Genomic DNA, 24,037 nt, shown 5'->3' with positions numbered 1-24,037 from the left:
GTCTCTTCTGTCGTGCTCCCCCTGCGTGCTGTGCCCCGGTGGCTCATGCGGTGACGAGCTCGCCGGCCCGCTCCCCTGCGCGACGCTCGGCGTCGAGGGCGGTCTGGAGGATGATAACCGCCGCTACTTGGTCGACCACGGACCTCTGCTTGCGGCCGGGACGACCCGCCTGCTGCATCGAGCGGTGCGCGCTCACGGACGACATGCGCTCGTCCACGAGGTGGACGGGTACGGGGTCGATCGCTCGCGCGACCAGTCCAGCGTACGCGCGGGCGGCTTGTGCGGAAGCACCCTCGGCACCCGAGAGGTGGCGCGGGAGCCCGACGTACACGACACGTGCACCTCGCTCGACCACCTCGTCCACGATGCGGCGGACGTCGGTCCTGCCTGCCTCGTCACGGCGAAGCGTCTCGACCGGGGTGGCGACGAGGCCGTCCGGGTCGCTCGCGGCGAGCCCGACCCGGACGGTCCCCACGTCGATCGCGAGGCGCGGCCCTCGTTCGAGCGTCACGACGCCTGCGCGGCCACCGCGTCACGGACCGCTCCGAGCGCCGCGGGCACCGCCGCGACGTCCTGGCCGCCGCCCTGCGCGACGTCGTCCTTCCCGCCGCCGCCGCCGCCGAGGACGCCCGAGGCGGCCTTGACGAGGGCGCCCGCGCGGACGCCGGCCTGGCGGGCCGAGGCGTTCGTCGCGGCCACGACGAGCGGGCGGCCCTTGGCGACACCCGCCACGGCCACGACCGCCGGCTCCGCCTCGCCGAGGCGCGAGCGGACGTCGAGCGCGAGCGCGCGCAGGTCGTCCGCGGACGCGACCTCGCCGGCGTCGTGCGTCACGACGCGGACGGAGCCGACCTCGGCGGCTCCCGCGGCGAGCGTGCCGGCAGCCGCCAGCAGCTGCGCCTGGCGGACGCCCGCGAGCTCCTTCTCGGCGTCGCGCAGGCGCGTGACCAGCGACGACACGCGGTCCGACAGCTCGTCCGGCCGTGCGCCGAGGAGCTGCGTCAGCTGCCCGACGAGCGCGTGCTCCTTGGCCTGGAAGCCGTAGGCGCCGTCGCCGACGAGCGCCTCGACACGCCGCACGCCCGAGCCCACGGAGGACTCACCGAGCAGGGTGACGCGGCCGATCTCGCCCGACTGCTTGACGTGCGTCCCGGCGCACAGCTCGCGCGACCAGTCGCCGCCGATCGACACGACGCGCACGCGGTCGCCGTACTTCTCGCCGAACAGCGCCATCGCGCCGAGCGACTTGGCCTCGGCGATGGGCATGACCTGGTCGGTCACGTCGAGGTTCTCGACGAGCAATGTGTTGACGCGCTCCTCGATCTCGCCGAGCGCGCTCTGCGGGACCGCGGACGCCGACCGGAAGTCGAAGCGGACGCGGCTCGGCGAGTTCTCCGACCCCGCCTGCGTGCGGTCGGGGCCGACCGTCTCGTGCAGGGCCTTGTGGATCATGTGCGTGGCGCTGTGCGCCTTGCTGATCGCCTTGCGCCGGGCGAGGTCGATGGCGCCCGTCCCCCGGTCGCCGAGCGCGACGGTTCCCTCGACGAGGCGTCCGCGGTGCACCGACAGGCCCTTGACGGGTCGCTGGACGTCGTCGACCTCGATGGAGGCGCCGCCGTCGAGCACGATCGTGCCGTGGTCTGCGAGCTGGCCGCCGGCCTCGGCGTAGAAGGGGTGCGGTCGAGCACGACCTCGACGTCGGCGGGCGCGGTCGCGGCGGGCGCGGGCACGCCGTCGACGAGCAGGCCGACGATGCCGACCTCGGCCGTGGTGTCGGTGTACCCGAGGAACTCGACGGGCTTGTCGAGCTCCTTGTCGATCGTCTCGTACGCGGCGAGGTCGGCCCCGCCGCGGCGCTTCGCGAGCGCGTCCTCGCGGGCCCGCGACCGCTGCTCGGACATCAGGCGGCGGAAGGCGTTCTCGTCGACCTGCACGCCCTGCTCGGCGGCCATCTCGAGGGTCAGGTCGATCGGGAAGCCGTACGTGTCGTGCAGCTGGAACGCCTGGTCGCCGCCGAGCACGGGCACCTGGCCGGCGGGGGCGCTGTCCTTGAGCCTGCGCACGGCGGTGTCGAGGATCGTCGTCCCGGAGACGAGGGTGCGCCGGAAGGCGTCCTCCTCCCCGTACGCGACCTCGGAGATGCGGTCGAAGCCCGTCGCGAGCTCCGGGTACGACGGCGACATGGCGTCGCGGCTCACGGGCAGCAGGGACGGGAGCGACGGCTCGTCGACACCGAGCAGCCGCATGCTGCGCACGGACCGGCGCAGCAGGCGTCGCAGCACGTAGCCGCGCCCCTCGTTCGAGGGGCGGACGCCGTCGCCGATGATCATGAGCGCGGACCGGACGTGGTCGGCGACGACCCGCATGCGCACGTCGTCGTCGTGGTTCGCGCCGTACGTCTTGCCGGACAGCTCGGCGGCGGCGGCGATGACCGGGAAGACCTCGTCGATCTCGTACAGGTTGTCCTTGCCCTGGAGCAGGTACGCGACGCGCTCGAGGCCCATGCCCGTGTCGATGTTCTTGCGCTGGAGCTCCCCGACGATGCGGAACTCCTCCTTCGACTTCACCTCGTCGATCGCGTACTGCATGAACACGAGGTTCCAGATCTCGAGGTAGCGGTCCTCGTCGACGACGGGGCCACCCTCGCGGCCGAACTCCGGCCCGCGGTCGATGTAGATCTCCGAGCAGGGACCGGCGGGGCCCGGCTGGCCGGTGGACCAGTAGTTGTCCTTCTTGCCGCGGGACTGGATCCGCTCGTCGGGCAGGCCGGCGATGCGCTTCCACAGCTCACGGGCCTCGTGGTCCTCGTGGTAGACCGTCACCCACACGGTCTCGGGGTCGAAGCCGTACTTGCCCTCGGCGCGCGACCCGGTGACCAGGTCCCACGCGTAGGTGATGGCGCCTTCCTTGAAGTAGTCGCCGAACGAGAAGTTGCCGTTCATCTGGAAGAACGTGCCGTGGCGCGTCGTCTTGCCGACCTCGTCGATGTCGAGCGTGCGCACGCACTTCTGGACGCTGGTCGCGCGGTCCCACGGCGGCGTCTGCTGGGCCGTCATGTAGGGGATGAACGGCACCATGCCCGCGATCGTGAACAGCGTCGACGGGTCCGGGGAGATCAGGGAGGCCGAGGGCACGACGGCGTGGCCGTTGGCCTCGAAGTAGTCGAGCCAGCGCTTGCGGATCTCGGCGGTACGCATGGTGTCCTTCGTCGGTCGGGACGGCCCGCAGCGGGCGGGGCGGTCGTGCAGTCAGGGGTCTCGGACGACGTCCGAGAGGGGGTCGCGTCAGAAGAACGCGTAACCCACGTCGGGATCATCCTCGTCGCGCGGGACGGCGCCGCCCGGCTCCGCAGGCCTCGCGTCACCCAGGCGGCGACCCTCGGCGCGCGCGCGCCGGACGTCGCCAGGAGCGGACTGCCCCTCCGCGAGGAGCGCGGCCTCGAGCTCGGCCTCGCGCGCGTCGCGCGCCGTGCGGAACTCCTCGCCGAAGGTCCGCACGAACGTCACGGCGCGGCCGCCGACGGCGTTCGCGCGGTCGGTCGCCTGGTCGACCAGCGACGCGGGCGCGTAGCGGGCGACGACCTTGCGGCCCTGGCGGACCACGACGACGGTCACCGCGACGCCGACGCCGATCCAGAACAGGCGCCTCACGCGGCACCGCCCGAGCCACGGCCCGACGCGCGGGCGAACGCCTTGCGGACGCCGTAGCTGAACGCGGCGACCTTGACGAGCGGCCGCCCGATCGTCGCGGCGTACAGGCCGGTGAGCGCGGACACGTTCTCGCTGACCTGCGCCGCGGACGTCGTGATGACGTCGACCTTGGCGAGCTGGCCGTTGGTCGAGGCGACCGTCGTGGCTGCCTCGTCGAGGATCGGGACCGAGTGCTCGGTGATCTGCCGCACGGACGCGCGCGTCTCGTCGAGCACGCGCCCCAGCTTGAGCAGCGGGACGGCGAGGAACCCGACCAGCAGGACGAACGCGATCGCCGCGATCAGACCGGCCACGTCACCGACGCTCATGTGCTCCCTCATCTCTGTCCGGGTACGCGACCCGGAGCGGGCCGCGACGCCACCTTACCGAGGTGGCCGGGCTCGTGCGGCGCCCGCCCGGCCGCGCCCGCGCGTCGTGCACGCGGAGCCGCGGACGGTGCCCGGACACACGGACGCCCCGCTCGCACCTGAGCGGGCAAGCGGGGCGTCCGACGTGCGGCGGGCTGGGTCAGCGCGCGTAGTACTCGACGACGAGCTGGACCTCGCAGGTCACGGGGACCTCGGCGCGCTTCGGGCGGCGGGTCAGCTGCGCGGAGAGCTTCTCGAGCTGGACCTCGAGGTAGCCCGGGACGGCGGGGAGCACGTCACGGTGCGCGCCCGCGGCCGCGACCTGGAACGGCGTGGTCGCCTGGCTCTTCGGCTTGACCTGGATGGTCTGGCCCGGCTTCACGCGGAACGAGGGGCGGTCGACGATCTTGCCGTCCACGAGGATGTGGCGGTGCACCACGGCCTGGCGGGCCTGGAGGATCGTGCGGGCGAAGCCGGAACGCAGAACGAGCGCGTCGAGACGGGTCTCGAGGTTCTCGACGAGCGCCTCACCGGTCAGGCCCTTGTCCTTGCGAGCCTCCTCGTACGCGCGGGCGAGCTGCTTCTCGCGGAGCGCGTACTGGGCACGCAGACGCTGCTTCTCGCGCAGACGGACGGCGTAGTCGGACTCGGTGCGGCGGCGGGCCCGGCCGTGCTCACCGGGCGGGTAGGGGCGCTTCTCGAAGTGCTTGACGGCCTTCGGGGTCAGGGCGATGCCGAGCGCACGGCTCAGGCGCACCTGACGGCGCGAGCGGGTCACAGAGGACACGGTGGTTCCTTCTCTTCCTGTCGTGTTCTGACGTCGCACCGGGCGGTCGGAAGACCGGCGGTGCTGGACCAGCCGATGAGCCTCGCATCAGCGGGCTACGGGGCCGAGGTCCCAGGGGTCGCCCGAACGGGCAACCCGTCGATCTTACCGCACGCGGCACCCCGTCACGGAACGCGACGAACACTGCCGTCCCGCGCCAGCCGCTCAGTCCCCGTCGAGGATCTGGCGGATGCGAGCGAGCCGCTCCTGCACCTGACGCTCGTAGCCGCGGTCGTTCGGCTCGTAGTAGCGGCGGCCGACGAGCTCGTCGGGCAGGTACTGCTGCGCGGCGATCGCGTGCGGCGCATCGTGCGCGTACCGGTACCCGTCGCCGTGACCGAGCCGCTCGGCGCCCGCGTAGTGCGCGTCGCGCAGGTGCGACGGCACCGTGCCCACCCGCCCCGCACGGATGTCGGCGAGGGCCGCGTCGACCCCGAGGTACGCGGCGTTGGACTTCGGCGCGGTGGCGAGGTGCACGACCGCCTCGGCGAGCACGATCCGCCCCTCGGGCATCCCGATGAACGCGACCGCCTGCGCGGCGGCGACGGCCGTCTGGAGGGCGGACGGGTCGGCCATGCCGACGTCCTCGGCCGCGGAGATCACGAGGCGCCGCGCGATGAAGCGCGGGTCCTCCCCCGCCGCGACCATGCGCGCGAGGTAGTGCAGCGCCGCGTCGACGTCGGAACCCCGGATCGACTTGATGAACGCGGACACGACGTCGTAGTGCTGGTCGCCGTCACGGTCGTACCGCACGGCCGCCACGTCGACGGCGCGCTCGATGGTCTCGAGGTCGACGCCCGGCGTCCCGGTGCCCGGGCCGGTCTCCGAGAGGGCCGCGCCGGCCGCGGCCTCGAGGATCGTGAGCGCCTTGCGCGCGTCGCCGCCCGCGAGGCGCAGCAGGTGGTCCTCCGCGTCCTCCTCGAGCACGACCGAGCCCGCCAGGCCGCGCTCGTCGTCGAGCGCACGCCGCACGACCGCGCGGACGTCGTCGGCCGAGAGCGGCTCGAGCGTGAGCAGGAGCGAACGCGACAGGAGCGGCGCGTTGACGGAGAAGCTCGGGTTCTCCGTCGTCGCGGCGACGAGCGTCACCCAGCGGTTCTCGACGCTCGGCAGGAGCGCGTCCTGCTGGGTCTTGGAGAACCGGTGCACCTCGTCGACGAACAGGACGGTCTCCTGGCCGCCGCTGACGAGGCGGCGGCGCGCGTCGTCGATGACGGCGCGCACGTCCTTGACCCCGGCCGTGACCGCGGACAGCTCGACGAAGCGCCGGCCCGACGACCGCGCGACCAGGTAGGCGAGCGTCGTCTTGCCCGTCCCCGGCGGTCCCCACAGGATCACCGACGACGGCGCGGCGCGGCCTGCGTCGCCCGACGAGTCGTCCACGAGACGGCGCAGCGGCGAGCCCGGACGGAGCAGGTGGGCCTGGCCCACGACCTCGTCGAGCGTCCGCGGGCGCATCCGGACGGCGAGGGGCGCGGACGCCGGGACCTCGGGCAGGCCCGTGGGCCCGGTCGAGGCGGCGTCGAACAGGTCCCCGAGCACGTCCATGACACCGAGCGTACGCAGCGCGGCCGACACCGCGGGCACGCGCAGGCGTGACGCACCCGCGCGCGGGATGGAATGCTGACCCCGTGTTCGCCAGCCTCGGCCGCGCCGTCGCGCGGCACCCGCTCCGCGCCGTCGCCGCCTGGGTGCTCGTCGCGGCGCTCTCGTACCTGGTCGCCGTCGCCGGCGTGGGCTCCGACGAGGGCCTGTTCGACCGCATGACGTCGGGCGAGCCCCAGGTGAGCGGGTCCGAGAGCGCGACCGGCCTGGCGCTCATCAACTCCTCGAGCGAGCAGGCCGTCAGCATCACGGCCATCGTCGACGACGCGCCGCCCACCACCAAGGGCCTCGCGACCGCGCTCGGGCCGCTGCACGAGGACCTGACCGGCACCGACGGCGTCGACGCGGTCATCGACCCGTTCGTCCTGCCCGACGGCCCGAAGTCCGACGCCGCCAAGCCGCTGATCGCGCGGAACGGCCAGGGCTTCATCGTGGTCGTCGACCTCAAGACGTCGCTGAACGACGCCCAGACGAAGGTCGCCGACGACGCCGTCGTCGCGCGGCTGCGGGAGATCCCCTCGGACGTCGGCACGGTCGCGCCCGGCGCCACGGTGCGCGTCTCGAGCGACGACCTGGTCGTGCACGCGATCACCGACCAGCTCGAGAGCGACCTGCGCACGGGTGAGGCGATCGCGCTCCCCGTGGCGCTCGTGATCATGGTCCTCGTCTTCGGCGGGCTCCTCGCAGCGAGCATGCCGATCCTCGGTGCGCTCGCGTCGATCGGGTGCGGATTCGGGGTCCTCTACCTGCTCACGTACGTGCTCGACGTCGACGCGACCGTGATCAACGTCGTGACCGTCCTCGGCATCGGCCTGTCCATCGACTACGGGTTGCTCGTGGTCTCGCGCTACCGCGAGGAGCTCGCACGCGTCGACGCGCCCGACGACGGCACCACACCCCGGCGGCGGCGCCGCGGCGGGCGCGGGGGCGGCGCGTACGAGGCGCTCGTCGCCACGGTGTCGACCGCCGGCCGCACGGTCGCGTTCTCCGCGCTCACGGTCGCGATCTCCATCGCGACCCTCGCGATCTTCGAGCCCGAGCTCATGCGCGCGATCGGCATCGCCGGCGTCGCGATCATCCTGCTCGCGCTCGCGACGGCCCTCACGCTCGTGCCCGCGCTCCTGCGGATGTCCGGGACGCGCCTCGCCCGGCCCGGCATCGTCGGGCGGGTGCCCGGACTCCGCGCTGTCCTCGCGCGGACGTCCGACGTGTCAGCGGACGAGGGGGTGTTCTCGCGCCTCGCGACCCGCGTCCAGCGCCACCCGCTCCTCGTGCTCGTGGGCTGCGTCGCCGTCCTCGTGGTGCTCGCGGCCCCCGCAGCCGGGCTGCAGCTCCGGAACTCGGGCATCGAGCTCCTCCCGACCGACAGCGAGTCGCGGCAGTTCGTCGCCGAGCTGTCCGACCAGTACCCCGCCTCGCGCAGCCCTGAGCTCCGCGTCGTCGTGCAGGGCACCGAGCAGCAGGGCAAGGAGCTCGCCGGCAAGATCGCGGTCCTGGACGGCGTGCAGTCCGTCGACCCGCCCGCCCAGGGCGACGGGATCGAGGTCCTCGGGGTCCGCACGACCGACCACGACCCGGGCAGCGCGGCCGTCGTCGACGTCGTCCACGAGATCCGCGACCTGCGCGACCAGGGCGTCACCACGACCTTCCACGTGACCGGTCAGGCCGCCGGGCAGGTCGACTTCACGGCCGCCCTCGCGGACCGGCTCTGGTGGGCGGTCGGGATCATCGCCCTCGCGACGTTCGTGCTCCTCGCGCTCATGACGGGCTCGGTGGTCCTCCCGATCAAGGCCTTGCTGACCAACGCCCTGTCGATCTTCGCGTCGCTCGGGGTGCTGGTGTGGGTCTTCCAGGACGGGCACCTGTCCGGCCTGCTCGACTTCACGAGCACCGGCGGCATCGAGGTCTACGTGGTCGCGCTGGTGCTGGCGTTCGCGTTCGGCCTGGCGATGGACTACGAGGTCTTCCTGCTCTCCCGGATCAAGGAGCTCCACGACGCCGGGGTCTCGCCGCGCGAGTCCGTCCGACTGGGCCTGCAACGCTCGGGCCGCATCATCACGAGCGCCGCGGCCATCATCATCGTGGTGTTCGCGGGCTTCGCCGCCGGGCGTCTGCTCGTCACCAAGGAGATCGGGTTCGCGCTCGCCGTCGCCGTCTTCATCGACGCGACGGTCGTGCGGATGCTGCTCGTCCCCGCGACGATGACGCTGCTCGGTCGGGCGAACTGGTGGGGGCCGCGCTGGCTCAAGCGGTTGTCCGCCCGCGGGGCCGTCCGGTCGTGAGCCCCGCCCTGTCCGCGGGGCGGCGCGCGCGTAGCGTGACGCGCATGAGCGAGCCGCAGCGCAGCGCCCCCGACGACGACGTCGGGCAGGGTCCGGCCGATCGTCCGACCGTCTTCGAGGCGTGCGGCGGCGCCCCCGCGATGCTCGCGCTCGCCCGGGCGTGGCACGCCCGGTGCCTCGCGGACCCGGAGGCTGCGCACCCGTTCACGCACCGCCCGATCCACCCGCAGCACTCCGAACGCCTCGCGGCCTACTGGGGCGAGTCCCTCGGCGGCCCGCCCGCGTACACGTCCGCGCTCGGCACCGAGGCCGACGTCGTCCGCACCCACTCCGGCAACGGGCCGCACGACTCGCTCGACGCCGCGGCCACGGCGTGCTTCGTGGCAGCCCTGGACGACGCCGGCCTCCCCGCCGATCCGGCGCTCCGCGACACCCTGGCGCGCTGGTTCGTGTGGTCAAACCACCTGGTGAACCACGGCTGGCCGACGCCCGCCGACGTGCCGGACGACCTCCGCCTCCCGCGCTGGGACTGGGAGGGTCCGGTCAGCTGAGGCCGGCGAGGTCCCGCAGCCGCGCGGCCTGCGCCGTCCGCTCCGCGGCGCCACGCATCAGGCCGGTGACTGCCCGCACGGCGCCAGCAGGTGGAGCCAGCAGGCTTGCCACGAGATCGCGGACGGCGTCGTCGAGGGCGTCCGCGCCGGCGACGACGTTCGCGAGCCCGATCCGCTCGGCCTCGGCGGCGTCGACCCAGCGGCCGGTCGCGGCGATCTCGAGCGCGCGGGCGGGCCCAGCGAGCTCGACGAGCGGCTTGGTGCCGCCGAGGTCCGGGACCAGGCCGAGGGAAACCTCGCGCAGGCTCAGCCGGGCGTCGTCGGCGAGGACGCGCAGGTCGCACGCGAGGGCGAGCTGGAACCCGGCGCCCACGGCGTGGCCCTGGACGACGGCGACGGTCACCGCGTCGGCGCGGCCCCACCAGGTGAACGCACGCTGGTACTCGGCGATCGCCGCGACGGTCCGCTCCTCGCCGGCCGCGACGAGGTCGGCGAGGCTCGGCTCCCCGGGATGCCGCCGGGCGCGAGCATCGCGCGGTCCAGCCCGGCCGAGAACGACGTGCCGGCCCCGCGCAGGACGACGACCCGCACGTCCTCGGGCAGGGCGTCGCCGATCGCGGCGAGCGCGCGCCAGGTCGCAGGCGTCTGGGCGTTGCGTGCCTCGGGCCGGTCGAGCGTCACCGTCAGGACAGCGCCGTCGAGCTCGGCACGCACGCGTCCGGCGTCGAGGACCGTCGCTCCGACGGACGTGAAGGGTGTCGTCATGCGGTCACGCTAGACGCCGCGGGCCCGCGGTCTCGGGTAGAGACCACGGGCCCGCGGTTGCGACCGGCGCGTCAGGCGGACGGGGTGGGCTCGCCGCCCTGCGCGTCGCCGTCGCGGCGCTTGTCGACGGGCTTCGCGTCGACGCCCGCCTCCTTGCGCTGCTCCGCGGTGATCGGCGCGGGCGCGCCCGTCAGCGGGTCGTAGCCGCCGCCCGACTTCGGGAAGGCGATGACGTCGCGGATCGACTCCGAGTCGGTGAGGAGCGCGACGATCCGGTCCCAGCCGAACGCGATCCCGCCGTGCGGCGGCGCGCCGAACTGGAACGCGTCGAGGAGGAAGCCGAACTTCTCCTGCGCCTGCGTCTCGTCGATCCCCATCACCTGGAAGACGCGCTCCTGCACGTCGCGGCGGTGGATACGGATCGAGCCGCCACCGATCTCGTTGCCGTTGCACACGATGTCGTACGCGTAGGCGAGCGCGTTGCCCGGGTCCTGCTCGAACGTGTCGATCCAGTCCGGCGTCGGGCTGGTGAAGGCGTGGTGCACCGCGGTCCAGGCACCCTCGCCCACGGCGACGTCGTCGTCCTCGCCGGTCGGCTTGAACAGCGGCGCGTCGACGACCCAGACGAACGCCCAGGAGCCCTCCTCGATCATGCCGGTGCGCTTCGCGATCTCCAGGCGTGCGGCGCCCAGGAGCTCGCGAGACTGCGTGACCTTGCCCGCGGCGAAGAACACCGCGTCGCCCGGGTTCGCGCCCGTCGCGTCGCGCAGTCCCTCACGCTCGGCGTCGGACAGGTTCTTGGCGACCGGGCCGGCCAGCGTGCCGTCCTCGGCGAACGTCACGTACGCGAGGCCCTTGGCCCCGCGCTGCTTCGCCCACTCCTGCCACGCGTCGAACTGGCGACGCGGCTGCGACGCCCCACCCGGCATGACGACGGCGCCCACGTACGGCGCCTGGAAGACACGGAACGGGGTGTCCTTGAAGTAGTCCGTGAGCTCGACGAGCGGGTTGGCGAACCGGAGGTCGGGCTTGTCGCTCCCGTAGAGCCGCATCGCGTCGGCGAAGGTCATGCGCGGGATCGGCGTCTCGATCTTGTAGCCGATCAGGTCCCACAGCGCGGTGAGGATCTCCTCGCCGAGCGCGATCACGTCGTCCTGCTCGACGAAGCTGAGCTCCACGTCGAGCTGCGTGAACTCCGGCTGACGGTCGGCCCGGAAGTCCTCGTCCCGGTAGCAGCGGGCGATCTGGTAGTACCGCTCGAGCCCTCCGACCATGAGGAGCTGCTTGAAGAGCTGCGGCGACTGCGGCAGCGCGTACCAGCTCCCCGGCGCGAGGCGGGCCGGCACGACGAAGTCGCGGGCACCCTCCGGCGTCGAGCGCGTCAGCGTCGGGGTCTCGACCTCGACGAAGTCGTGCGCGTCGAGCACCCGGCGGGCCGCCTGGTTGGCCTTCGCGCGCAGGCGCAGGGCGTGGGCCGGCGTCGGACGGCGTAGGTCAAGGTAGCGGTGCTTGAGGCGCGCCTCCTCACCGATCGTCTCGGTCCCCTCGAGCGCTGTCGAGACCTGGAACGGCAGCGGCGCGGACTCGTTCAGCACGACGACGTCGCTCGCCACGACCTCGATCTCGCCCGTCGCCAGGTGCGAGTTCTCGTTACCGTCGGGACGACGCGAGACCTCGCCCGTCACCTGGAGCACGAACTCCGCCCGCAGCGGGTGCGCGACGGCCTCGTCCCGGATCACGACCTGGGCGATGCCCGACGCGTCACGCAAGTCGATGAACGCCACTCCCCCGTGATCCCGGCGCCGGTCGACCCAGCCCGTGAGGGTGACGGTCTGACCGATGTGGTCGGCTCGCAGCGAGCCGGCCGTGTGGGTGCGGAGCACGGAGATGTCCTTTCGGGAACGGCGGTGTGGGCCGTCCGAGTCTAATGGAGCACCGGGACCCGGGCCGTCCCGTGCCCGCGCGGACGGCCACACGACCCGGCCTGTGGAAAACCCGTCCGGGTGCTCCCGACCGCAGCTAGCGTTCCGGCCCGGGGGTGAGCGACCGATGACCGATCTCCGCGTCGACCTCGACGCCGTACGACAGCTGGGCACCGACCTGGGCCGCGTCGCCGACGAGCTCGAGCAGGCAAGCGCCCACAGCGACCGCATCGCGGCCGCCGTCGGGCACGAGCACCTGGCCCGCACCGTCCGGAAGTTCGCCCACGACTGGGACGACACCCGGAAGAAGATCGCGGGCAACGTGCGGGCGCTCGCGGACGCCTCGTCCCAGGTGGCGGACGCGTTCGAGCAGACCGACGCCGACCTGGCCCACGCCCTGACCGACGCGAGCTGAGGAGCGCCGTGTCCGAACCCGAACCGCCGACCTTCTCGCGCCTTCGGCAGGCGCTCACGAGACGCGACCGGACCGCCGTCGGCGCCGCGCTGCGCGACGGACCGGTGCTCGTGCCGCACCTGACACGGCCGGACGGGACGCCACAGGTGCGCGTCTTTCCGTCGACGGAGGGCGCGGCCCGGCCGTTCGAGCTCTGCCTGTTCTCGTCCGCGGGGTCGCTCGAGGCGTTCCTCGGCGACGACCCCGGCCGCGAGCTGAGCGTCCGTCGCCGCGAGTCGCTGGCGCCGTTCCTCCGTCGCCACGGCGCCGCCCTCGCGCGGGTCGTCGTCGACCCGGGTGGGCCGGACCCCATGACCTTCGGCGTCACCGAGCTGCTCGCACTGCTCGCGACCGACCCGGCCGACGACGACCCGACCGGCCTCTTCGACGGCACCGGTGCGGGCATCAGCCCGGCCGGACGTGAGGCGCTCGCGACGTCGGGACGGCCCGGCGGCTCGCGAGGCGTCGGCATCGAGCTGCACCTGCCCGACCACTGGGCCGTCCTGGACCCCGAGGACCCGCAACGCCTCGACGGACAGGTCCGGGAGCTGGTGGCGAAGCAGACGGCCGTGCTGGGCGACCAGGGCGTGTCGCTGCGGCGCGAGCTTCGCACGAGAATCGTGGACAGCGCTCTGACGGCCGCGTCGGCGGGCGCACAGGTCGTCGCATACCTCGCGCTGCCCGGGACGGAGGCGGCGCTCGCGCTCGGCCTCACGCTGTACTGGCACGACCTCGGCCCCGAGACCGGCAGGCTGACGCACCTCCGACGCCTGGAGGAGCAGCTCGCCGCGACCGCCCGGTCCGCAGACGCGCTCAGCCGGACCGAGACGCTCTCCGGCCCCTTCCTGCGTCGCGTGCGCCACGGCCACGGCGCCGCGGAGGTGGGCGGCGCGGACCTCCCGCTCCTGCAGATCGACTACTGGGCCGAGGCGCCGGGCCGGCAGTCCGTCGCGCGGCTGTCGTTCTCCTCGCCCCACGTCGAGCTCCAAAACCAGCTCCTCGCCCTCACGGACAAGGTCCTGTTCGCGACCGAGTGGCTCATGAGCGCACCCGCGGACGTCGCGGTGTGAGACTGGGCGCATGCCCCGCACTATCGCCACCACCACGTCCGTGGACCGCGACGAGCTCCTCGCGTTCCTCCGCCCCCGCCACCACGCCGTGCTCGTCACGACCCGCGCGAACGGGCTCCCGCAGACCAGCCCCGTGACGTGCGGGGTCGACGACGCCGGTCGCGTGGTGATCTCCACCTATCCCGAGCGTGCGAAGACGGCGAACCTGCGCCTCAACGCCGCCGCGACCCTCTGCGTGCTGAGCGACGACTTCGGAGGCGCGTGGGTCCAGGTCGACGGGACCGCCGAGGTGATCGACCTGCCGGACTCGGTCGAGCCTCTCGTCGAGTACTACCGGTCGATCTCCGGCGAGCACCCCGACTGGGACGAGTACCGCGAGGCGATGGTGAAGCAGGGCAAGTCCCTGATCCGCGTCACGATCACCGGCTGGGGGCCGATCGCGACCGGCGGCTTCCCCGCGCGCCTCGCGGACGACTGAGCCCGGGTTCGCGCGGCGCTAGGCTGCGGCCATGCCGGTGACGATGTGCGTCCTGTTGTGGGAGACCGAGGGCAACGGCGACCTGCTCGCCGAGTACGAGGACGCCGTCCTGGCGCTCGTGCCTGAGCACGGCGGCGAGGTGCAGGAACGGGTACGCCGCACTGCCGTACCGGGCGAGCCGCGCGGCGAGGACCCGCTCGAGGTCCAGGTGATCGAGCTGCCCGACGACGCAGCCCTGGCCGCGTACATGGCGGACCCGCGGCGTACCGCCCTCGCGGACGCCCGCGACCGCGCGGTCGCGCGCACGCAGATCGTGTCGGTCGACCGCGTCGGACGTCGCTGACCTGACACGCCGCGGCCCGGTGGGACTGTCAGAACAGCGCTGGCTGAGCCTGGGCCGGAGCCGTGGACGAGGCCGTCCGTGCGGAGTCGTGGGCTGCGGCCGCGCGCACGCCCCACCGCTGGTCCTGGTCCCACGCCCCGTCGAGCCCGTGCTTGCGGAGCAACGGCCGCACCCGGTCTGACAGCCAGCGCTGATAGTCCCGCGACGCGTACGCGCGGTCCCCGTACACCCGGCGATAGCCGGCCACGAGGTCCGGTCGGTACTCGGCGAGCCACTGGAGGTACCATTCCCGCGCCCCCGACCGCAGGTGGAGCGCGAAGACCGTGGCGCGCTCGGCGCCGGCCTCGGCGATCTCGCCGAGGATCGCGTCCAGGTGCTCCGTGGAGTCCGTGAGCCACGGCAGCACGGGAGCGACCATGACGTGGCACGACAGGCCTGCGTCGCGCACGGCCCGCACGAGGTCGAGACGGGCGCGTGGCGTCGGCGCACCGGGCTCGACGGCGCGGTGCAGTGCGTCGTCCAGGGTCGTGAGCGACACACCGATGCTGACGGGGACCCGTTCCGCCGCGTCCTGGAGCAGTACGAGGTCGCGCCGCAGCAGGGTGCCCTTGGTGAGGATCGAGAACGGCGTCCCGGACGACGCGAGCGCGTCGATCACACCGGGCATGAACCGGTAGCGGCCCTCGGCGCGCTGGTACGGGTCGGTGTTGGTCCCGAGCGCCACGTGCTCGCCCTGCCACGACGGCCGCGCGAGCTCGGCCCGGAGTACCCCCACGAGGTTGACCTTGACCACGAGCTGCGAGTCGAAGTCCTCCCCCGTGTTGAGGTCGAGGTAACGATGCGTCCCACGCGCGAAGCAAAAACGACACATATGTCCACATCCGCGCACGGGGTTGATCGTCCACCGGAACGGCACGTGCGACGCGGCGGGCACGTGCGAGAGCGCGCTCTTGCAGAGCACCTCGTGGAACGCCGTCCCGGCGAACTCCGGCGTCCGGACCGTGCGCACGAAGCCGGCGCGCTGCAGCCCGGGCAACGCACCGTCGTCGGCATCGAGAGCTTGACCGTCCCATCGCATGGTTCGATTCGAACATGTGTTCGAACGACGGTCAAGCGCTCGACCCGCCGGATCGGGTCAGTCCTGCTGTTCCCCCGCCACGACGGTCGCCCACCGGTCGCCGGTCGGCGGCTCCCACGACGCCGGGTCGGCCTCGACCTGGTCGCCGGAGCGGATGTCCTTGACCTGGTGCGTGGTCGCGGTGCCGTCAGCGGTCACGCCCGCGGGGAACCACACGAACGGGATGCCGCGCCGGTCGGCGAACCGGATCTGCTTGCCGAACTTGGCCGCCGTGGGGGCGACGTCCGTCGGGATGCCGCGGGCGCGCAGTGCCGCCGCGACCCGGTCGGAGTCGGCGCGCGTCGCCTCGTCCGTCACCGCGACGAGCACGGCGGACGGGACGGCCCGGGTCGCCCGGACGAGCCCGGCGGAGAGCAGCCGCGACACGAGCCGCGACACGCCGATCGAGAGCCCGACGCCCGGGTACGTGTTCGCCCCGTCGGACGCGAGCGTGTCGTACCGGCCGCCCGAGCAGATCGAGCCGAGGTGCTCGTGCCCGACGAGCACGGTCTCGTAGACCGAGCCCGTGTAGTAGTCGAGGCCGCGCGCGATCTTCAGGTCGGCGACGACGACGCCGGGCGCACGCTCGGCCGCAGCGGCGACTAGCGCGCCCAACTCGTCGAGACCCGTCTCCAGCAGCGCGGTGGAGGCGCCGTGGGCCTCCGCCAGCGCACGGACCCGGTCGACGACGCCCACGTCCTCGCCCGAGATCGACGCCAGCTCGAGGCACGCGGACGCCTGCTCGGCCGTGGCCCCCGCCTCCGCGACGAGCAGCCGCGCGACCTCGTCCGGCCCGACCTTGTCAAGCTTGTCGATGCTGCGCAGCACCGCCTCGACGTCGTCGAGCCCGAGGCCGCGGTAGAAGCCCTCGGCGACCTTGCGGTTGTTGACGAGGATCCGGACCGGCGGCACGCCGACCGACCGCAGCTCGCCCAGGGCCTCGGCCATGACGAGCGGCAGCTCGACCTCGTAGTGGTACGGCAGGTCGCCCGCGCCGACGACGTCGATGTCGGCCTGGACGAACTCGCGGAACCGCCCCTCCTGGGGGCGCTCGCCCCGCCAGACCTTCTGGATCTGGTAGCGCTTGAACGGGAACGCGAGGTGGCCGGCGTTCTCGAGCACGTAGCGTGCGAAGGGCACCGTGAGGTCGAAGTGGAGACCGAGCTGCTTCTCGGCACGGTCGCCGCGGGACGCGCCCTCCGCGCCGTCACCCTCCTCCTGCAGCCGGCGGAGCACGTAGACCTCCTTGGAGGTCTCGCCCTTGCGCAGCAGCTGGTCGAGCGGTTCGACCGCGCGCGTCTCGATGCCCGCGAACCCGTGGAGTTCGAACGTGCGACGGAGCGAGTCGAGGACGTGCTGCTCGACGAGACGACCGTCCGGGAGCCATTCGGGAAAGCCTGAGAGAGGTGTGGGGCGGGCCATGGCACCGATCTTTCCAGATCCGAGCCCCCTTCCCCGCGCGGGCTCGTCAGCCGGACCGGCGCGGTCGGCTCAGGGTGCGGGCCGCAGGTACGGGTTCGTGGCGAGCTCGCGCGCGACCGTCGTCGCAGGGCCGTGCCCGGGGAGCACGGTGAGCCCGGCGTCGAGCTGCCCGACGACGTCGCGCAGGGTTCGCGCCATCGCCGCCGGGTCGCCGCCCGGCAGGTCCGTCCGCCCGACGCTCCCCGCGAAGAGGACGTCCCCGGTGAGGACGACGCCGCCCACCAGGTAGAGCACCGAGCCCGGCGTGTGCCCGGGCGCGTGCAGGACGCGGACGCGCAACGCACCGTGCTCGAGCACCGCCTCGCCGTCGGGCGTCGCGAGGGGCAGGACGTCGGGCGGTGGCGTCGACGCGCCCGCGCCCGAGGCCGCGACGGCCGCCCGCAGCGCGCCGCCGACGCCCGCCGCGGCGGCGTCGGAGCGCGCCAGGGCGTCGAGCGTGGCCTCGGCGTCGGTGGCGACCACCGCGTCCGCCTCGTGCACCGCGAACGGGACGCCGACCGCGACGCAGAGCCGCCCCGCGTCCCACGTGTGGTCCGGGTGGCCGTGGGTCGCGAGCACCGCCCGGACGGTCAGGTCGTGCTCGGCGACCCGCGCGAGGACGGCGTCCGCCACCCCCGCGCCCGGGTCGACGACGACGGCGTCGCGCCCCACCGAGACCACGTGGCACGCGGCGCCGAAGACCGGTGAGACGACGGTCCGGACGGTCGGATCAGGCATGGCGCCGAGCGTAGTCGTGACCGGATCGTAATGACACGTTCGGCTCCCGGGCCCGAATTAGCCCGGGTCGAGGCGGGTACGGCTGCCTAGACTGGCAGACGACTACGCCTCAGCCCCCGCGCCGGCGTGGTCGGGTCAATGGTCCGGCACCGGTCGGACGGTCGTTGACGCGGGCTCCCGTACCGGGACGCCAGGTCACCATCGAAGGAGTTGAGTCGTGAGCGAGACGCCCCCGAGCACCCCGCCCGCACCGCGTCCCACGCCGCGCCCCGTGCCACGCCCGGCGCCACGGCCCGCGCCCCCGCCGGTTCGGCGGCACCCGCGCCCGCGCCGGCCCCCACCACGCACGACGTCGCCCCCATCCCCGTGCCCGACGACGCGAAGGCCGTCGCGGAGGCGTCGACCTTCGGCCGCGTCGACGGCGACGGCAACGTCTACGTGCGCGAGCTGTCCGGCGAGCGCGTCGTCGGCCAGTTCCCCGGCGTGCCCGACGAGCAGGCGCTGTCCCTCTACGTCCGTCGCTACCTCGACCTCCAGGCGAAGGTCGCCCTCTTCGAGGCGCGCCTGACCCAGACCGACCTGTCGGTGCGCGAGATCGACACCACGCTCACGCACCTCACCGAGGACCTCGCCGAGCCCGCCGCCGTCGGCGACCTCGACTCGCTGCGCACTCGCCTCGAGTCGGCGCGCGGCGTCGCGCAGGAGCACCGCGCCCGCATCGAGACCGAGCGCGCCGCCGCCAAGGAGGAGGCCCTCCAGGCACGCACGCAGATCGTGGAGCGCGCCGAGGCGCTCGCCGCCACCGACCCCGCTCGGGTCCAGTGGAAGTCCGCCGGCGAGGAGCTGCGCGCGCTGCTCGACGAGTGGAAGAAGGCGCAGCACGACGGGCCCCGCCTCGACCGCCCCTCCGAGGACGCCCTCTGGAAGCGGTTCAGCCACGCCCGCACCGCCTTCGACCGGGCGCGTCGGCACTTCTTCGCCGAGCTCGAGCAGCGCAACGCCGGTGCCCGGGCCGCCAAGGAGGCCATCGTCGTCGAGGCGGAGCAGCTCGCCGGCAGCACGGACTGGGGTGGCACGGCGGCCCAGTACCGGGATCTCATGACCCGCTGGAAGGCGGCGGGCCGCGCCAACCGCAAGGACGACGACGCGCTCTGGGCCCGCTTCCGCGCCGCACAGGACACGTTCTTCCACGCGCGCGACGAGGCGAACGCCGTCGTCGACGCCGAGTACGCGGCCAACCTCGAGGTGAAGGAACAGATCCTCACCGAGGCGGAGACTCTCGTCCCCGTGACCGACCTCGCCCGCGCCAAGGCCGTGCTCCGGGACATCCAGGACCGCTGGGAGGCGGCGGGCAAGGTGCCGCGCGCCGACGTGCAGCGGGTCGAGGGGCGGCTCCGCGCCGTCGAGAACGCGGTCCGCTCCGCGGAGGACGCCGAGTGGCGCCGCTCCAACCCGGAGACGCGCGCCCGGGCCGAGGGTGCCCTGAGCCAGCTGGAGACCGCGATCTCCGGGCTCGAGGCCGACCTCGCCGCCGCGCAGTCGTCGGGTGACGCCCGCAAGGCGTCCGAGCTCGAGGCCGCCCTCGACGCGCGGCGTGCCTGGCTCGAGCAGGTCTCCCGTGCCGCGGAGGACGCGCGGGGCTGACGCGCCCGACCACCACCGACGGGCGGACCGCTCGCGGCACAGGCGTCGAAGGCCGACGCCGCGCCGCGCCGTCGTCCACAGGCTTCCGGCCGAGCGTGCGCGCACCGCGCACGCTCGGCCAGGCTGGACCCGTGCTGCCCGAGCTCCTCTCCCCTGCCGACGTCGGCGGCGTCGCGACCTGGCGCGCCCTGTGCCGGGACGGCGCCCTCGTCCCCCTCTGGAATCTCGTCGCGCACCGGGCGACCGTCCCGGTGAGCCCGGCCGTGCGTGCGCGAGCCCTCGCGACCGTGCTGCACGGTCGGGTGGTCGTCGGTGGCACGGCGGCCGCGTGGGTGCACTGCGGCGGGCCGCCGCCACGGCGCGTCACGGCGCTGCACAAGGCCCGGATGCACCGCCCGTGGCCGGACGCCGCCGTGCGGGTCGTGCAGGCGACGCTCCTCGCGAACGAGGTCGTCGACGTCGGCGGGGTGCGCGTCACCTCGGTCCAGCGGACGGGCCTGGACGTCGCGCGCGACGCGGACGTCCCGTCGGCGGTGGCCTGGCTCGCGCACCTCACGGCGGTGGGCTTCGACGTCCGGTCGGCCCGACTGGCCCTGGAGCGCCGGGCACGCTGGCACGGGCGCAGCCGCATCCGCGAGGTCCTCGACGCGTTCGAGGCCCAGCGGGCCGTCAGACCGGGAGCTGCGGCGTCTGCTCCGCGCGGGCTCCCGTGATGCGGTAGACGTCGAACACGCCGTCGACCTTGCGCACCGCCGACAGCACGGTCGCGAGATGCGCGGGCTCGGCCATCTCGAAGACGAACCGAGAGAGCGCGACCCGGTCGTTCGACGTCGAGACGGTCGCCGACAGGATGTTCACGTGGTTGTCGGACAGGACGCGGGTCACGTCCGAGAGCAGCCGCGAACGGTCGAGCGCCTCGACCTGGATCTGCACCAGGAACAACGTGTTCGAGCCGGTCGTCCAGGAGACGTCGACCATGCGCTCCGGCTGCGACCGGAGGCTGCCGACGTTGGCGCAGTCGGTGCGGTGGACGCTCACGCCCTGGCCACGCGTGATGAACCCGACGATCTCGTCCCCGGGGACGGGGGTGCAGCACTTCGCGAGCTTGACCCACACGTCCTCGACGCCCTTGACGACGACGCCAGGGTCTCCCGTGCGCACGCGCCGGGCGGTGTGCCCAGGAAGCGCCACCTCGGCGACGTCCTCCTGAGTGCCGTCCTCACCGCCGAGCGCGTGCACGAGCCGCTGCACGACCGTCGCCGCGGAGACCTGGCCCTCCCCGACCGCCGCGTACAGCGCGGAGACGTCGGGATAGCGCATCTCGGAGGCGAGCACGACGAGCGACTCGTGCGAGAGCAGCCGCTGGATCGGGAGGTTCTGCTTGCGCATCGCCTTCGCGATCGCGTCCTTGCCGTGCTCGACAGCCTCCTCGCGGCGCTCCTTGGAGAACCACTGCCGGATCTTGTTGCGAGCACGCGGGCTCTTCACGAACGCGAGCCAGTCACGGCTCGGCCCGGCGCCCTCCGCCTTGGACGTCAGAACCTCCACGACGTCCCCGTTGTCGAGCTGCGAGTCGAGCGGGACGAGCCGGCCGTTGACGCGCGCACCCATGGTCCGGTGCCCGACCTCGGTGTGCACCGAGTACGCGAAGTCGACCGGCGTGGATCCCGACGGCAGCGCCTGGACCTCGCCCTTCGGCGTGAAGACGTAGACCTCGGAGCCGGCGATCTCGAACCGCAGCGAGTCCAGGAACTCAGTCGGGTCGGCCGTCTCCTTCTGCCAGTCGACGAGCTGCCGGAGCCACTGCATCTCCGTGTTCTCGGACGCGGCCTTGCCGCCGTCCGAGCTCTTGCCCATCTCCTTGTACTTCCAGTGCGCGGCGACGCCGTACTCGGCCCGGCGGTGCATCTCGTGGGTCCGGATCTGGATCTCCACGGGCTTGCCGCCGGGCCCGATGACCGTCGTGTGCAACGACTGGTACATGTTGAACTTCGGCATCGCGATGTAGTCCTTGAACCGGCCCGGGACCGGGTTCCACCGCGCGTGCAGCGCTCCGAGCGCCGCGTAGCAGTCGCGCACCGTCTCGACGAGGACGCGCGTGCCGACGAGGTCGTAGATGTCCGCGAAGTCGTGCCCGCGGACGATCATCTTCTGGTAGATCGAGTAGTAGTGCTTCGGCCGGCCCGTGACCGTGGCCTTGATCTTCGCGCTGCGCAGGTCCGAGCTGATCTGCTCGCGGACCACGCCCAGGTACTCCTCGCGCGCCGGGGCCCGCTCCGCCACCAGGTGCACGATCTCCTCGTACACCTTGGGGTAGAGCGTCGAAAACGACAGGTCCTCGAGCTCCCACTTGATCGTGTTCATGCCGAGGCGGTGCGCCAGGGGCGCGTAGATCTCGAGCGTCTCGCGGGCCTTGCGCTCGGCCGACGACGACGGCACGAACTTCCACGTGCGCGCGTTGTGCAGGCGGTCCGCGAGCTTGATGACGAGGACGCGGATGTCACGGGCCATCGCCACGATCATCTTGCGGACGGTCTCGGCCTGTGCGGCGTCGCCGTACGTCACCTTGTCGAGCTTGGTGACGCCGTCGACGAGCATCGCGATCTCGTCGCCGTAGTCGGCGCGGAGCTGGTCCAGCGAGTAGTCGGTGTCCTCGACGGTGTCGTGGAGGAGCGCCGCCGCGAGGGTCGACGGCGTCATGCCGAGCTCGGCGAGGATGGTCGCGACGGCGACGGGATGCGTGATGTACGGGTCGCCGCTCTTGCGGAACTGGCCGCGGTGCGCCTTCTCGGCCGTGACGTACGCACGCTCGATCACGCCGACGTCGGCGCGCGGGTGGTTGGTGCGGACCGATTGCAGCAGGGGCTCGAGCGCCGGGACGCCACCGCCCCCGCGGGAACCGAACCGGACCAGGCGCGACCGTACGCGGGCGCCCGTCGACTCGTTGTCCGTCGTCTGCGCTCCGCGCGTGTCGGGGCTCGTGCTGCTCATGCGCCTCCCGTCCGGAACCTCCCCGGTTCGCTCGCCGGCCCGACGGCCACCGGGCCGCCGGGCCCACCAATCCTACGACCCGGCAGTCAGCAGCGAGTCCACCACCAGGCCCGACAGGGCGTCGCGCCCTCCGAGCCCGTCGAGCTCGAGGAGGAAGGCGGCGCCGACGACGTCGCCCCCGCAGGCTTCGACCAGACGCACCGCCGCGGCGGCCGTCCCGCCCGTCGCGAGCACGTCGTCGACAATGAGAACACGCGAACCGGGGGCGACTGTTCCCGTCCGGACCTCGAGGGTCGCAGACCCGTACTCGAGGTCGTACGTCACGGACTCGACGGGCGGCGGCAGCTTGCCGGCCTTGCGCAGCGGCACGAAGCCGACCCCGAGCCGCACCGCGAGGGCGGCGCCGAGCACGAAGCCGCGCGCCTCCATCCCCGTCACCGTGTCGACCGGGCCGTGGTGGGCGACCAGGTCGGCCAACGACGCGACGGCGCCGTTGAACGCGGCGCCGTCGGCGAGGAGCGGCGTGATGTCACGGAAGGTCACGCCGGGGGTCGGGTAGTCGGGCACGGCGCGCACGAGCGCGCCGAGCCCGTCCGGCTCTCGAGGGTCGGGCGCCGTCAACGCTTCCGCCGCGGCTGCGCCTTGATGCCCTGGTGCGCACCGGGCTGGAGCTGGGCCGATCCGACGGCCGCGACGAGGTCGGGGTCCTCGCCCTGGGCGGCGGCCTGCGCCCGCGCGGCCAGGATCTTGGCGGTGTTCGCCTTGATCGCGGGCTCGCGCTCGCGCAGCGTCACCTCGAGCGGCGTCGCGAGGAAGATCGACGAGACCGTGCCCACGGCGATACCGACGAACAGCGACAGCGCGATGTCCCGCAGCGTGCCCGCGCCGAGGAGGAAGCCACCGACGAAGAGGATGCCACCGACCGGCAGCAGCGCCACGACACCCGTGTTGATCGACCGGACGAGCGTCTGGTTGACGGCGAGGTTCGCGCGCTCCGCGTACGTGGCGCGCGTCTGGTCGACGATGCCTGCGGTGTTCTCGCGGACCTTGTCGAAGACCACGACCTTGTCGTACAGCGAGTAGCCGAGGATCGTCAGGAAGCCGATCACCGTGGACGGCGTGACCTCCCACCCGACGACGGCGTACACGCCGGCCGAGATCACGAGGTCGCCGATCAGCGCGATGATCGCGGCGAGGGACATCCGCCAGTTGCGGAAGTAGATCGCCATGAACGCCGCGACGAGCAGGACGAACGCGATGACGCCCTCGACGGCCTTCTTCGAGACGTCCGAGCCCCAGGTCGGGCCGATGAACTCGGCACCGACGTCCTTCGACGGGTCGACGTCGAAGGTCTTCGCCAGCGCGGCCTTGACCTGGTCGGTCTCGTCCTTGCTCAAGGTGCCGGTGCGCACCTGCAGGCCGTTGCTGCCCAGGTTCACGACCTCGGGCTGCTCCGACGGCGCGATCGACTGCACGGCCTCGGTGGCCTTGTCCTGGGACGGGTGCTCGATGTTCGTGATCGTGAACTCGGAGCCGCCCTCGAAGTCGATGCCGAGGTTGAAGCCCTTGGTGCCGAGCACCAGGAGGGACAGCGCCACGAGGGCACCGGTGATCCAGAACCACAGGGCGCGGCGCTGGACGATCTTGTACGAGCGACGACCCGTGTACAGGTCGTTGCCCCACTGGGCCATGCTCCCGGCGGCCATCAGCGGTTCTCCTCGGTCGTCGAGTCG

22 protein-coding genes and 1 pseudogene are annotated in these 24,037 nt (G+C 73.1%); 8 read left to right on the top strand and 15 right to left on the bottom strand.

Going from position 1 to position 24,037, the window contains the following annotated elements:
- Positions 1-43 precede the first annotated feature (43 nt).
- The 6 genes and pseudogenes from ruvX to QQK45_RS17525 all read right to left on the bottom strand — a co-directional run bounded on the left by ruvX (position 44) and on the right by QQK45_RS17525 (position 6,431).
- Entirely contained in the window at positions 44-511 is a 468-nt protein-coding gene (ruvX, locus tag QQK45_RS17550; protein WP_284294347.1) for a Holliday junction resolvase RuvX, read from the bottom strand.
- Positions 508-3,197 (bottom strand): annotated as a pseudogene (gene alaS, locus QQK45_RS17545) (alanine--tRNA ligase). The gene ruvX and the pseudogene alaS overlap by 4 nt, the downstream one beginning before the upstream one ends.
- An 87-nt stretch (positions 3,198-3,284) precedes the next feature.
- Positions 3,285-3,650 carry a hypothetical protein gene (locus QQK45_RS17540; protein WP_284294346.1) on the bottom strand — a complete coding sequence of 122 codons (366 nt, stop codon included), beginning with the start codon at positions 3,648-3,650 and terminating at the stop codon, positions 3,285-3,287.
- Positions 3,647-4,018, bottom strand: coding sequence for a DUF948 domain-containing protein (locus tag QQK45_RS17535; protein WP_284294345.1), 372 nt, complete (start codon positions 4,016-4,018; stop codon positions 3,647-3,649). The genes QQK45_RS17540 and QQK45_RS17535 overlap by 4 nt, the downstream gene beginning before the upstream one ends.
- A 199-nt stretch (positions 4,019-4,217) precedes the next feature.
- A complete protein-coding gene (gene rpsD, locus QQK45_RS17530) occupies positions 4,218-4,844 on the bottom strand; it encodes a 30S ribosomal protein S4 (RefSeq protein WP_036950112.1) in 627 nt (208 codons plus the stop codon).
- A 204-nt stretch (positions 4,845-5,048) separates the two neighbouring features.
- Positions 5,049-6,431 (bottom strand): replication-associated recombination protein A, encoded by a 1,383-nt coding sequence (locus tag QQK45_RS17525; protein ID WP_284294344.1) that lies wholly within the window; start codon positions 6,429-6,431, stop codon positions 5,049-5,051.
- A gap of 83 nt (positions 6,432-6,514) precedes the next feature.
- Here QQK45_RS17525 and QQK45_RS17520 point away from each other — a divergent pair, with 83 nt between their 5' ends.
- On the top strand, positions 6,515-8,770 hold the full coding sequence (locus tag QQK45_RS17520; protein ID WP_284294343.1) for an MMPL family transporter: 2,256 nt from the start codon (positions 6,515-6,517) through the stop codon (positions 8,768-8,770).
- 44 nt (positions 8,771-8,814) lie between these two features.
- Positions 8,815-9,321 (top strand): globin domain-containing protein, encoded by a 507-nt coding sequence (locus QQK45_RS17515; RefSeq protein ID WP_284294342.1) that lies wholly within the window; start codon positions 8,815-8,817, stop codon positions 9,319-9,321.
- Here the strand turns inward: QQK45_RS17515 and QQK45_RS17510 are convergent.
- From QQK45_RS17510 to aspS, 3 genes are all read right to left on the bottom strand, one after another.
- Positions 9,314-9,724: an enoyl-CoA hydratase/isomerase family protein gene (locus tag QQK45_RS17510; protein ID WP_284294341.1), complete on the bottom strand. Its 411-nt coding sequence runs from the start codon at positions 9,722-9,724 to the stop codon at positions 9,314-9,316. The two genes, QQK45_RS17515 and QQK45_RS17510, sit on opposite strands and share 8 nt — an antisense overlap.
- Positions 9,721-10,086, bottom strand: coding sequence for an enoyl-CoA hydratase/isomerase family protein (locus tag QQK45_RS17505; protein WP_284294340.1), 366 nt, complete (start codon positions 10,084-10,086; stop codon positions 9,721-9,723). Before QQK45_RS17505 ends, QQK45_RS17510 begins: the two co-directional genes overlap by 4 nt.
- A 71-nt stretch (positions 10,087-10,157) precedes the next feature.
- A complete protein-coding gene (gene aspS / locus QQK45_RS17500; RefSeq protein ID WP_284294339.1) occupies positions 10,158-11,969 on the bottom strand; it encodes an aspartate--tRNA ligase in 1,812 nt (603 codons plus the stop codon).
- Positions 11,970-12,135: 166 nt separating this feature from the next.
- Between aspS and QQK45_RS17495 the strand changes: the two genes are divergently transcribed.
- From QQK45_RS17495 to QQK45_RS17480, 4 genes are read left to right on the top strand one after another with little or no spacing between them, the layout of a single operon-like run.
- Positions 12,136-12,423 (top strand): DUF6317 family protein, encoded by a 288-nt coding sequence (locus QQK45_RS17495; RefSeq protein ID WP_284294338.1) that lies wholly within the window; start codon positions 12,136-12,138, stop codon positions 12,421-12,423.
- An 8-nt stretch (positions 12,424-12,431) separates the two neighbouring features.
- Positions 12,432-13,532, top strand: a complete 1,101-nt coding sequence (locus tag QQK45_RS17490; protein WP_284294337.1) for a hypothetical protein — start codon at positions 12,432-12,434, stop codon at positions 13,530-13,532.
- A 10-nt stretch (positions 13,533-13,542) separates the two neighbouring features.
- The gene (locus QQK45_RS17485) at positions 13,543-14,010 is read left to right on the top strand and encodes a PPOX class F420-dependent oxidoreductase (protein WP_284294336.1); all 468 of its coding nucleotides are present in this window, start codon (positions 13,543-13,545) and stop codon (positions 14,008-14,010) included.
- A gap of 31 nt (positions 14,011-14,041) precedes the next feature.
- Positions 14,042-14,353, top strand: a complete 312-nt coding sequence (locus QQK45_RS17480; RefSeq protein WP_284294335.1) for a DUF1330 domain-containing protein — start codon at positions 14,042-14,044, stop codon at positions 14,351-14,353.
- A gap of 28 nt (positions 14,354-14,381) precedes the next feature.
- Here the strand turns inward: QQK45_RS17480 and QQK45_RS17475 are convergent, their stop codons facing one another.
- The 3 genes from QQK45_RS17475 to QQK45_RS17465 all read right to left on the bottom strand — a co-directional run bounded on the left by QQK45_RS17475 (position 14,382) and on the right by QQK45_RS17465 (position 17,669).
- Positions 14,382-15,431 carry an Rv2578c family radical SAM protein gene (locus QQK45_RS17475; protein WP_284294334.1) on the bottom strand — a complete coding sequence of 350 codons (1,050 nt, stop codon included), beginning with the start codon at positions 15,429-15,431 and terminating at the stop codon, positions 14,382-14,384.
- Positions 15,432-15,488: 57 nt separating this feature from the next.
- Positions 15,489-16,892, bottom strand: coding sequence for a histidine--tRNA ligase (hisS, locus tag QQK45_RS17470; RefSeq protein WP_284294333.1), 1,404 nt, complete (start codon positions 16,890-16,892; stop codon positions 15,489-15,491).
- A 69-nt stretch (positions 16,893-16,961) separates the two neighbouring features.
- A complete protein-coding gene (locus tag QQK45_RS17465) occupies positions 16,962-17,669 on the bottom strand; it encodes an MBL fold metallo-hydrolase (RefSeq protein WP_284294332.1) in 708 nt (235 codons plus the stop codon).
- Between the two features lie 210 nt (positions 17,670-17,879).
- Between QQK45_RS17465 and QQK45_RS17460 the strand changes: the two genes are divergently transcribed.
- Positions 17,880-19,313 carry a DUF349 domain-containing protein gene (locus tag QQK45_RS17460; RefSeq protein ID WP_284294331.1) on the top strand — a complete coding sequence of 478 codons (1,434 nt, stop codon included), beginning with the start codon at positions 17,880-17,882 and terminating at the stop codon, positions 19,311-19,313.
- A gap of 95 nt (positions 19,314-19,408) precedes the next feature.
- A complete protein-coding gene (locus QQK45_RS17455) occupies positions 19,409-20,026 on the top strand; it encodes a hypothetical protein (RefSeq protein WP_284294330.1) in 618 nt (205 codons plus the stop codon).
- Here QQK45_RS17455 and QQK45_RS17450 read toward each other — a convergent pair.
- From QQK45_RS17450 to secF, 3 genes are all read right to left on the bottom strand, one after another.
- Positions 19,983-22,304, bottom strand: a complete 2,322-nt coding sequence (locus QQK45_RS17450) for a RelA/SpoT family protein (RefSeq protein WP_284294329.1) — start codon at positions 22,302-22,304, stop codon at positions 19,983-19,985. The two genes, QQK45_RS17455 and QQK45_RS17450, sit on opposite strands and share 44 nt — an antisense overlap.
- 72 nt (positions 22,305-22,376) lie before the next feature.
- On the bottom strand, positions 22,377-22,925 hold the full coding sequence (locus QQK45_RS17445; RefSeq protein ID WP_284294328.1) for an adenine phosphoribosyltransferase: 549 nt from the start codon (positions 22,923-22,925) through the stop codon (positions 22,377-22,379).
- Positions 22,922-24,010: a protein translocase subunit SecF gene (secF, locus tag QQK45_RS17440; RefSeq protein WP_284294327.1), complete on the bottom strand. Its 1,089-nt coding sequence runs from the start codon at positions 24,008-24,010 to the stop codon at positions 22,922-22,924. Before secF ends, QQK45_RS17445 begins: the two co-directional genes overlap by 4 nt.
- Positions 24,011-24,037: the final 27 nt, after the last annotated feature.

It is taken from the genome of Luteimicrobium album (assembly GCF_030161555.1).
Classification (GTDB): domain Bacteria; phylum Actinomycetota; class Actinomycetes; order Actinomycetales; family Cellulomonadaceae; genus Luteimicrobium; species Luteimicrobium album.
This window is presented reverse-complemented; position numbering and strand designations above follow the sequence as displayed.

What these genes read in the sequence shown, in the direction of transcription:
- QQK45_RS17535 (WP_284294345.1), bottom strand. Translation starts at nt 4,018, where the DNA reads ATGAGCGTCGGTGACGTGGCCGGTCTGATCGCGGCGATCGCGTTCGTC.
- QQK45_RS17525 (WP_284294344.1), bottom strand. Translation starts at nt 6,431, where the DNA reads ATGGACGTGCTCGGGGACCTGTTCGACGCCGCCTCGACCGGGCCCACG.
- QQK45_RS17515 (WP_284294342.1), top strand. Translation starts at nt 8,815, where the DNA reads ATGAGCGAGCCGCAGCGCAGCGCCCCCGACGACGACGTCGGGCAGGGT.
- QQK45_RS17505 (WP_284294340.1), bottom strand. Translation starts at nt 10,086, where the DNA reads ATGACGACACCCTTCACGTCCGTCGGAGCGACGGTCCTCGACGCCGGA.
- QQK45_RS17495 (WP_284294338.1), top strand. Translation starts at nt 12,136, where the DNA reads ATGACCGATCTCCGCGTCGACCTCGACGCCGTACGACAGCTGGGCACC.
- QQK45_RS17485 (WP_284294336.1), top strand. Translation starts at nt 13,543, where the DNA reads ATGCCCCGCACTATCGCCACCACCACGTCCGTGGACCGCGACGAGCTC.
- QQK45_RS17480 (WP_284294335.1), top strand. Translation starts at nt 14,042, where the DNA reads ATGCCGGTGACGATGTGCGTCCTGTTGTGGGAGACCGAGGGCAACGGC.
- QQK45_RS17475 (WP_284294334.1), bottom strand. Translation starts at nt 15,431, where the DNA reads ATGCGATGGGACGGTCAAGCTCTCGATGCCGACGACGGTGCGTTGCCC.
- hisS (WP_284294333.1), bottom strand. Translation starts at nt 16,892, where the DNA reads ATGGCCCGCCCCACACCTCTCTCAGGCTTTCCCGAATGGCTCCCGGAC.
- QQK45_RS17465 (WP_284294332.1), bottom strand. Translation starts at nt 17,669, where the DNA reads ATGCCTGATCCGACCGTCCGGACCGTCGTCTCACCGGTCTTCGGCGCC.
- QQK45_RS17450 (WP_284294329.1), bottom strand. Translation starts at nt 22,304, where the DNA reads ATGAGCAGCACGAGCCCCGACACGCGCGGAGCGCAGACGACGGACAAC.
- secF (WP_284294327.1), bottom strand. Translation starts at nt 24,010, where the DNA reads ATGGCCGCCGGGAGCATGGCCCAGTGGGGCAACGACCTGTACACGGGT.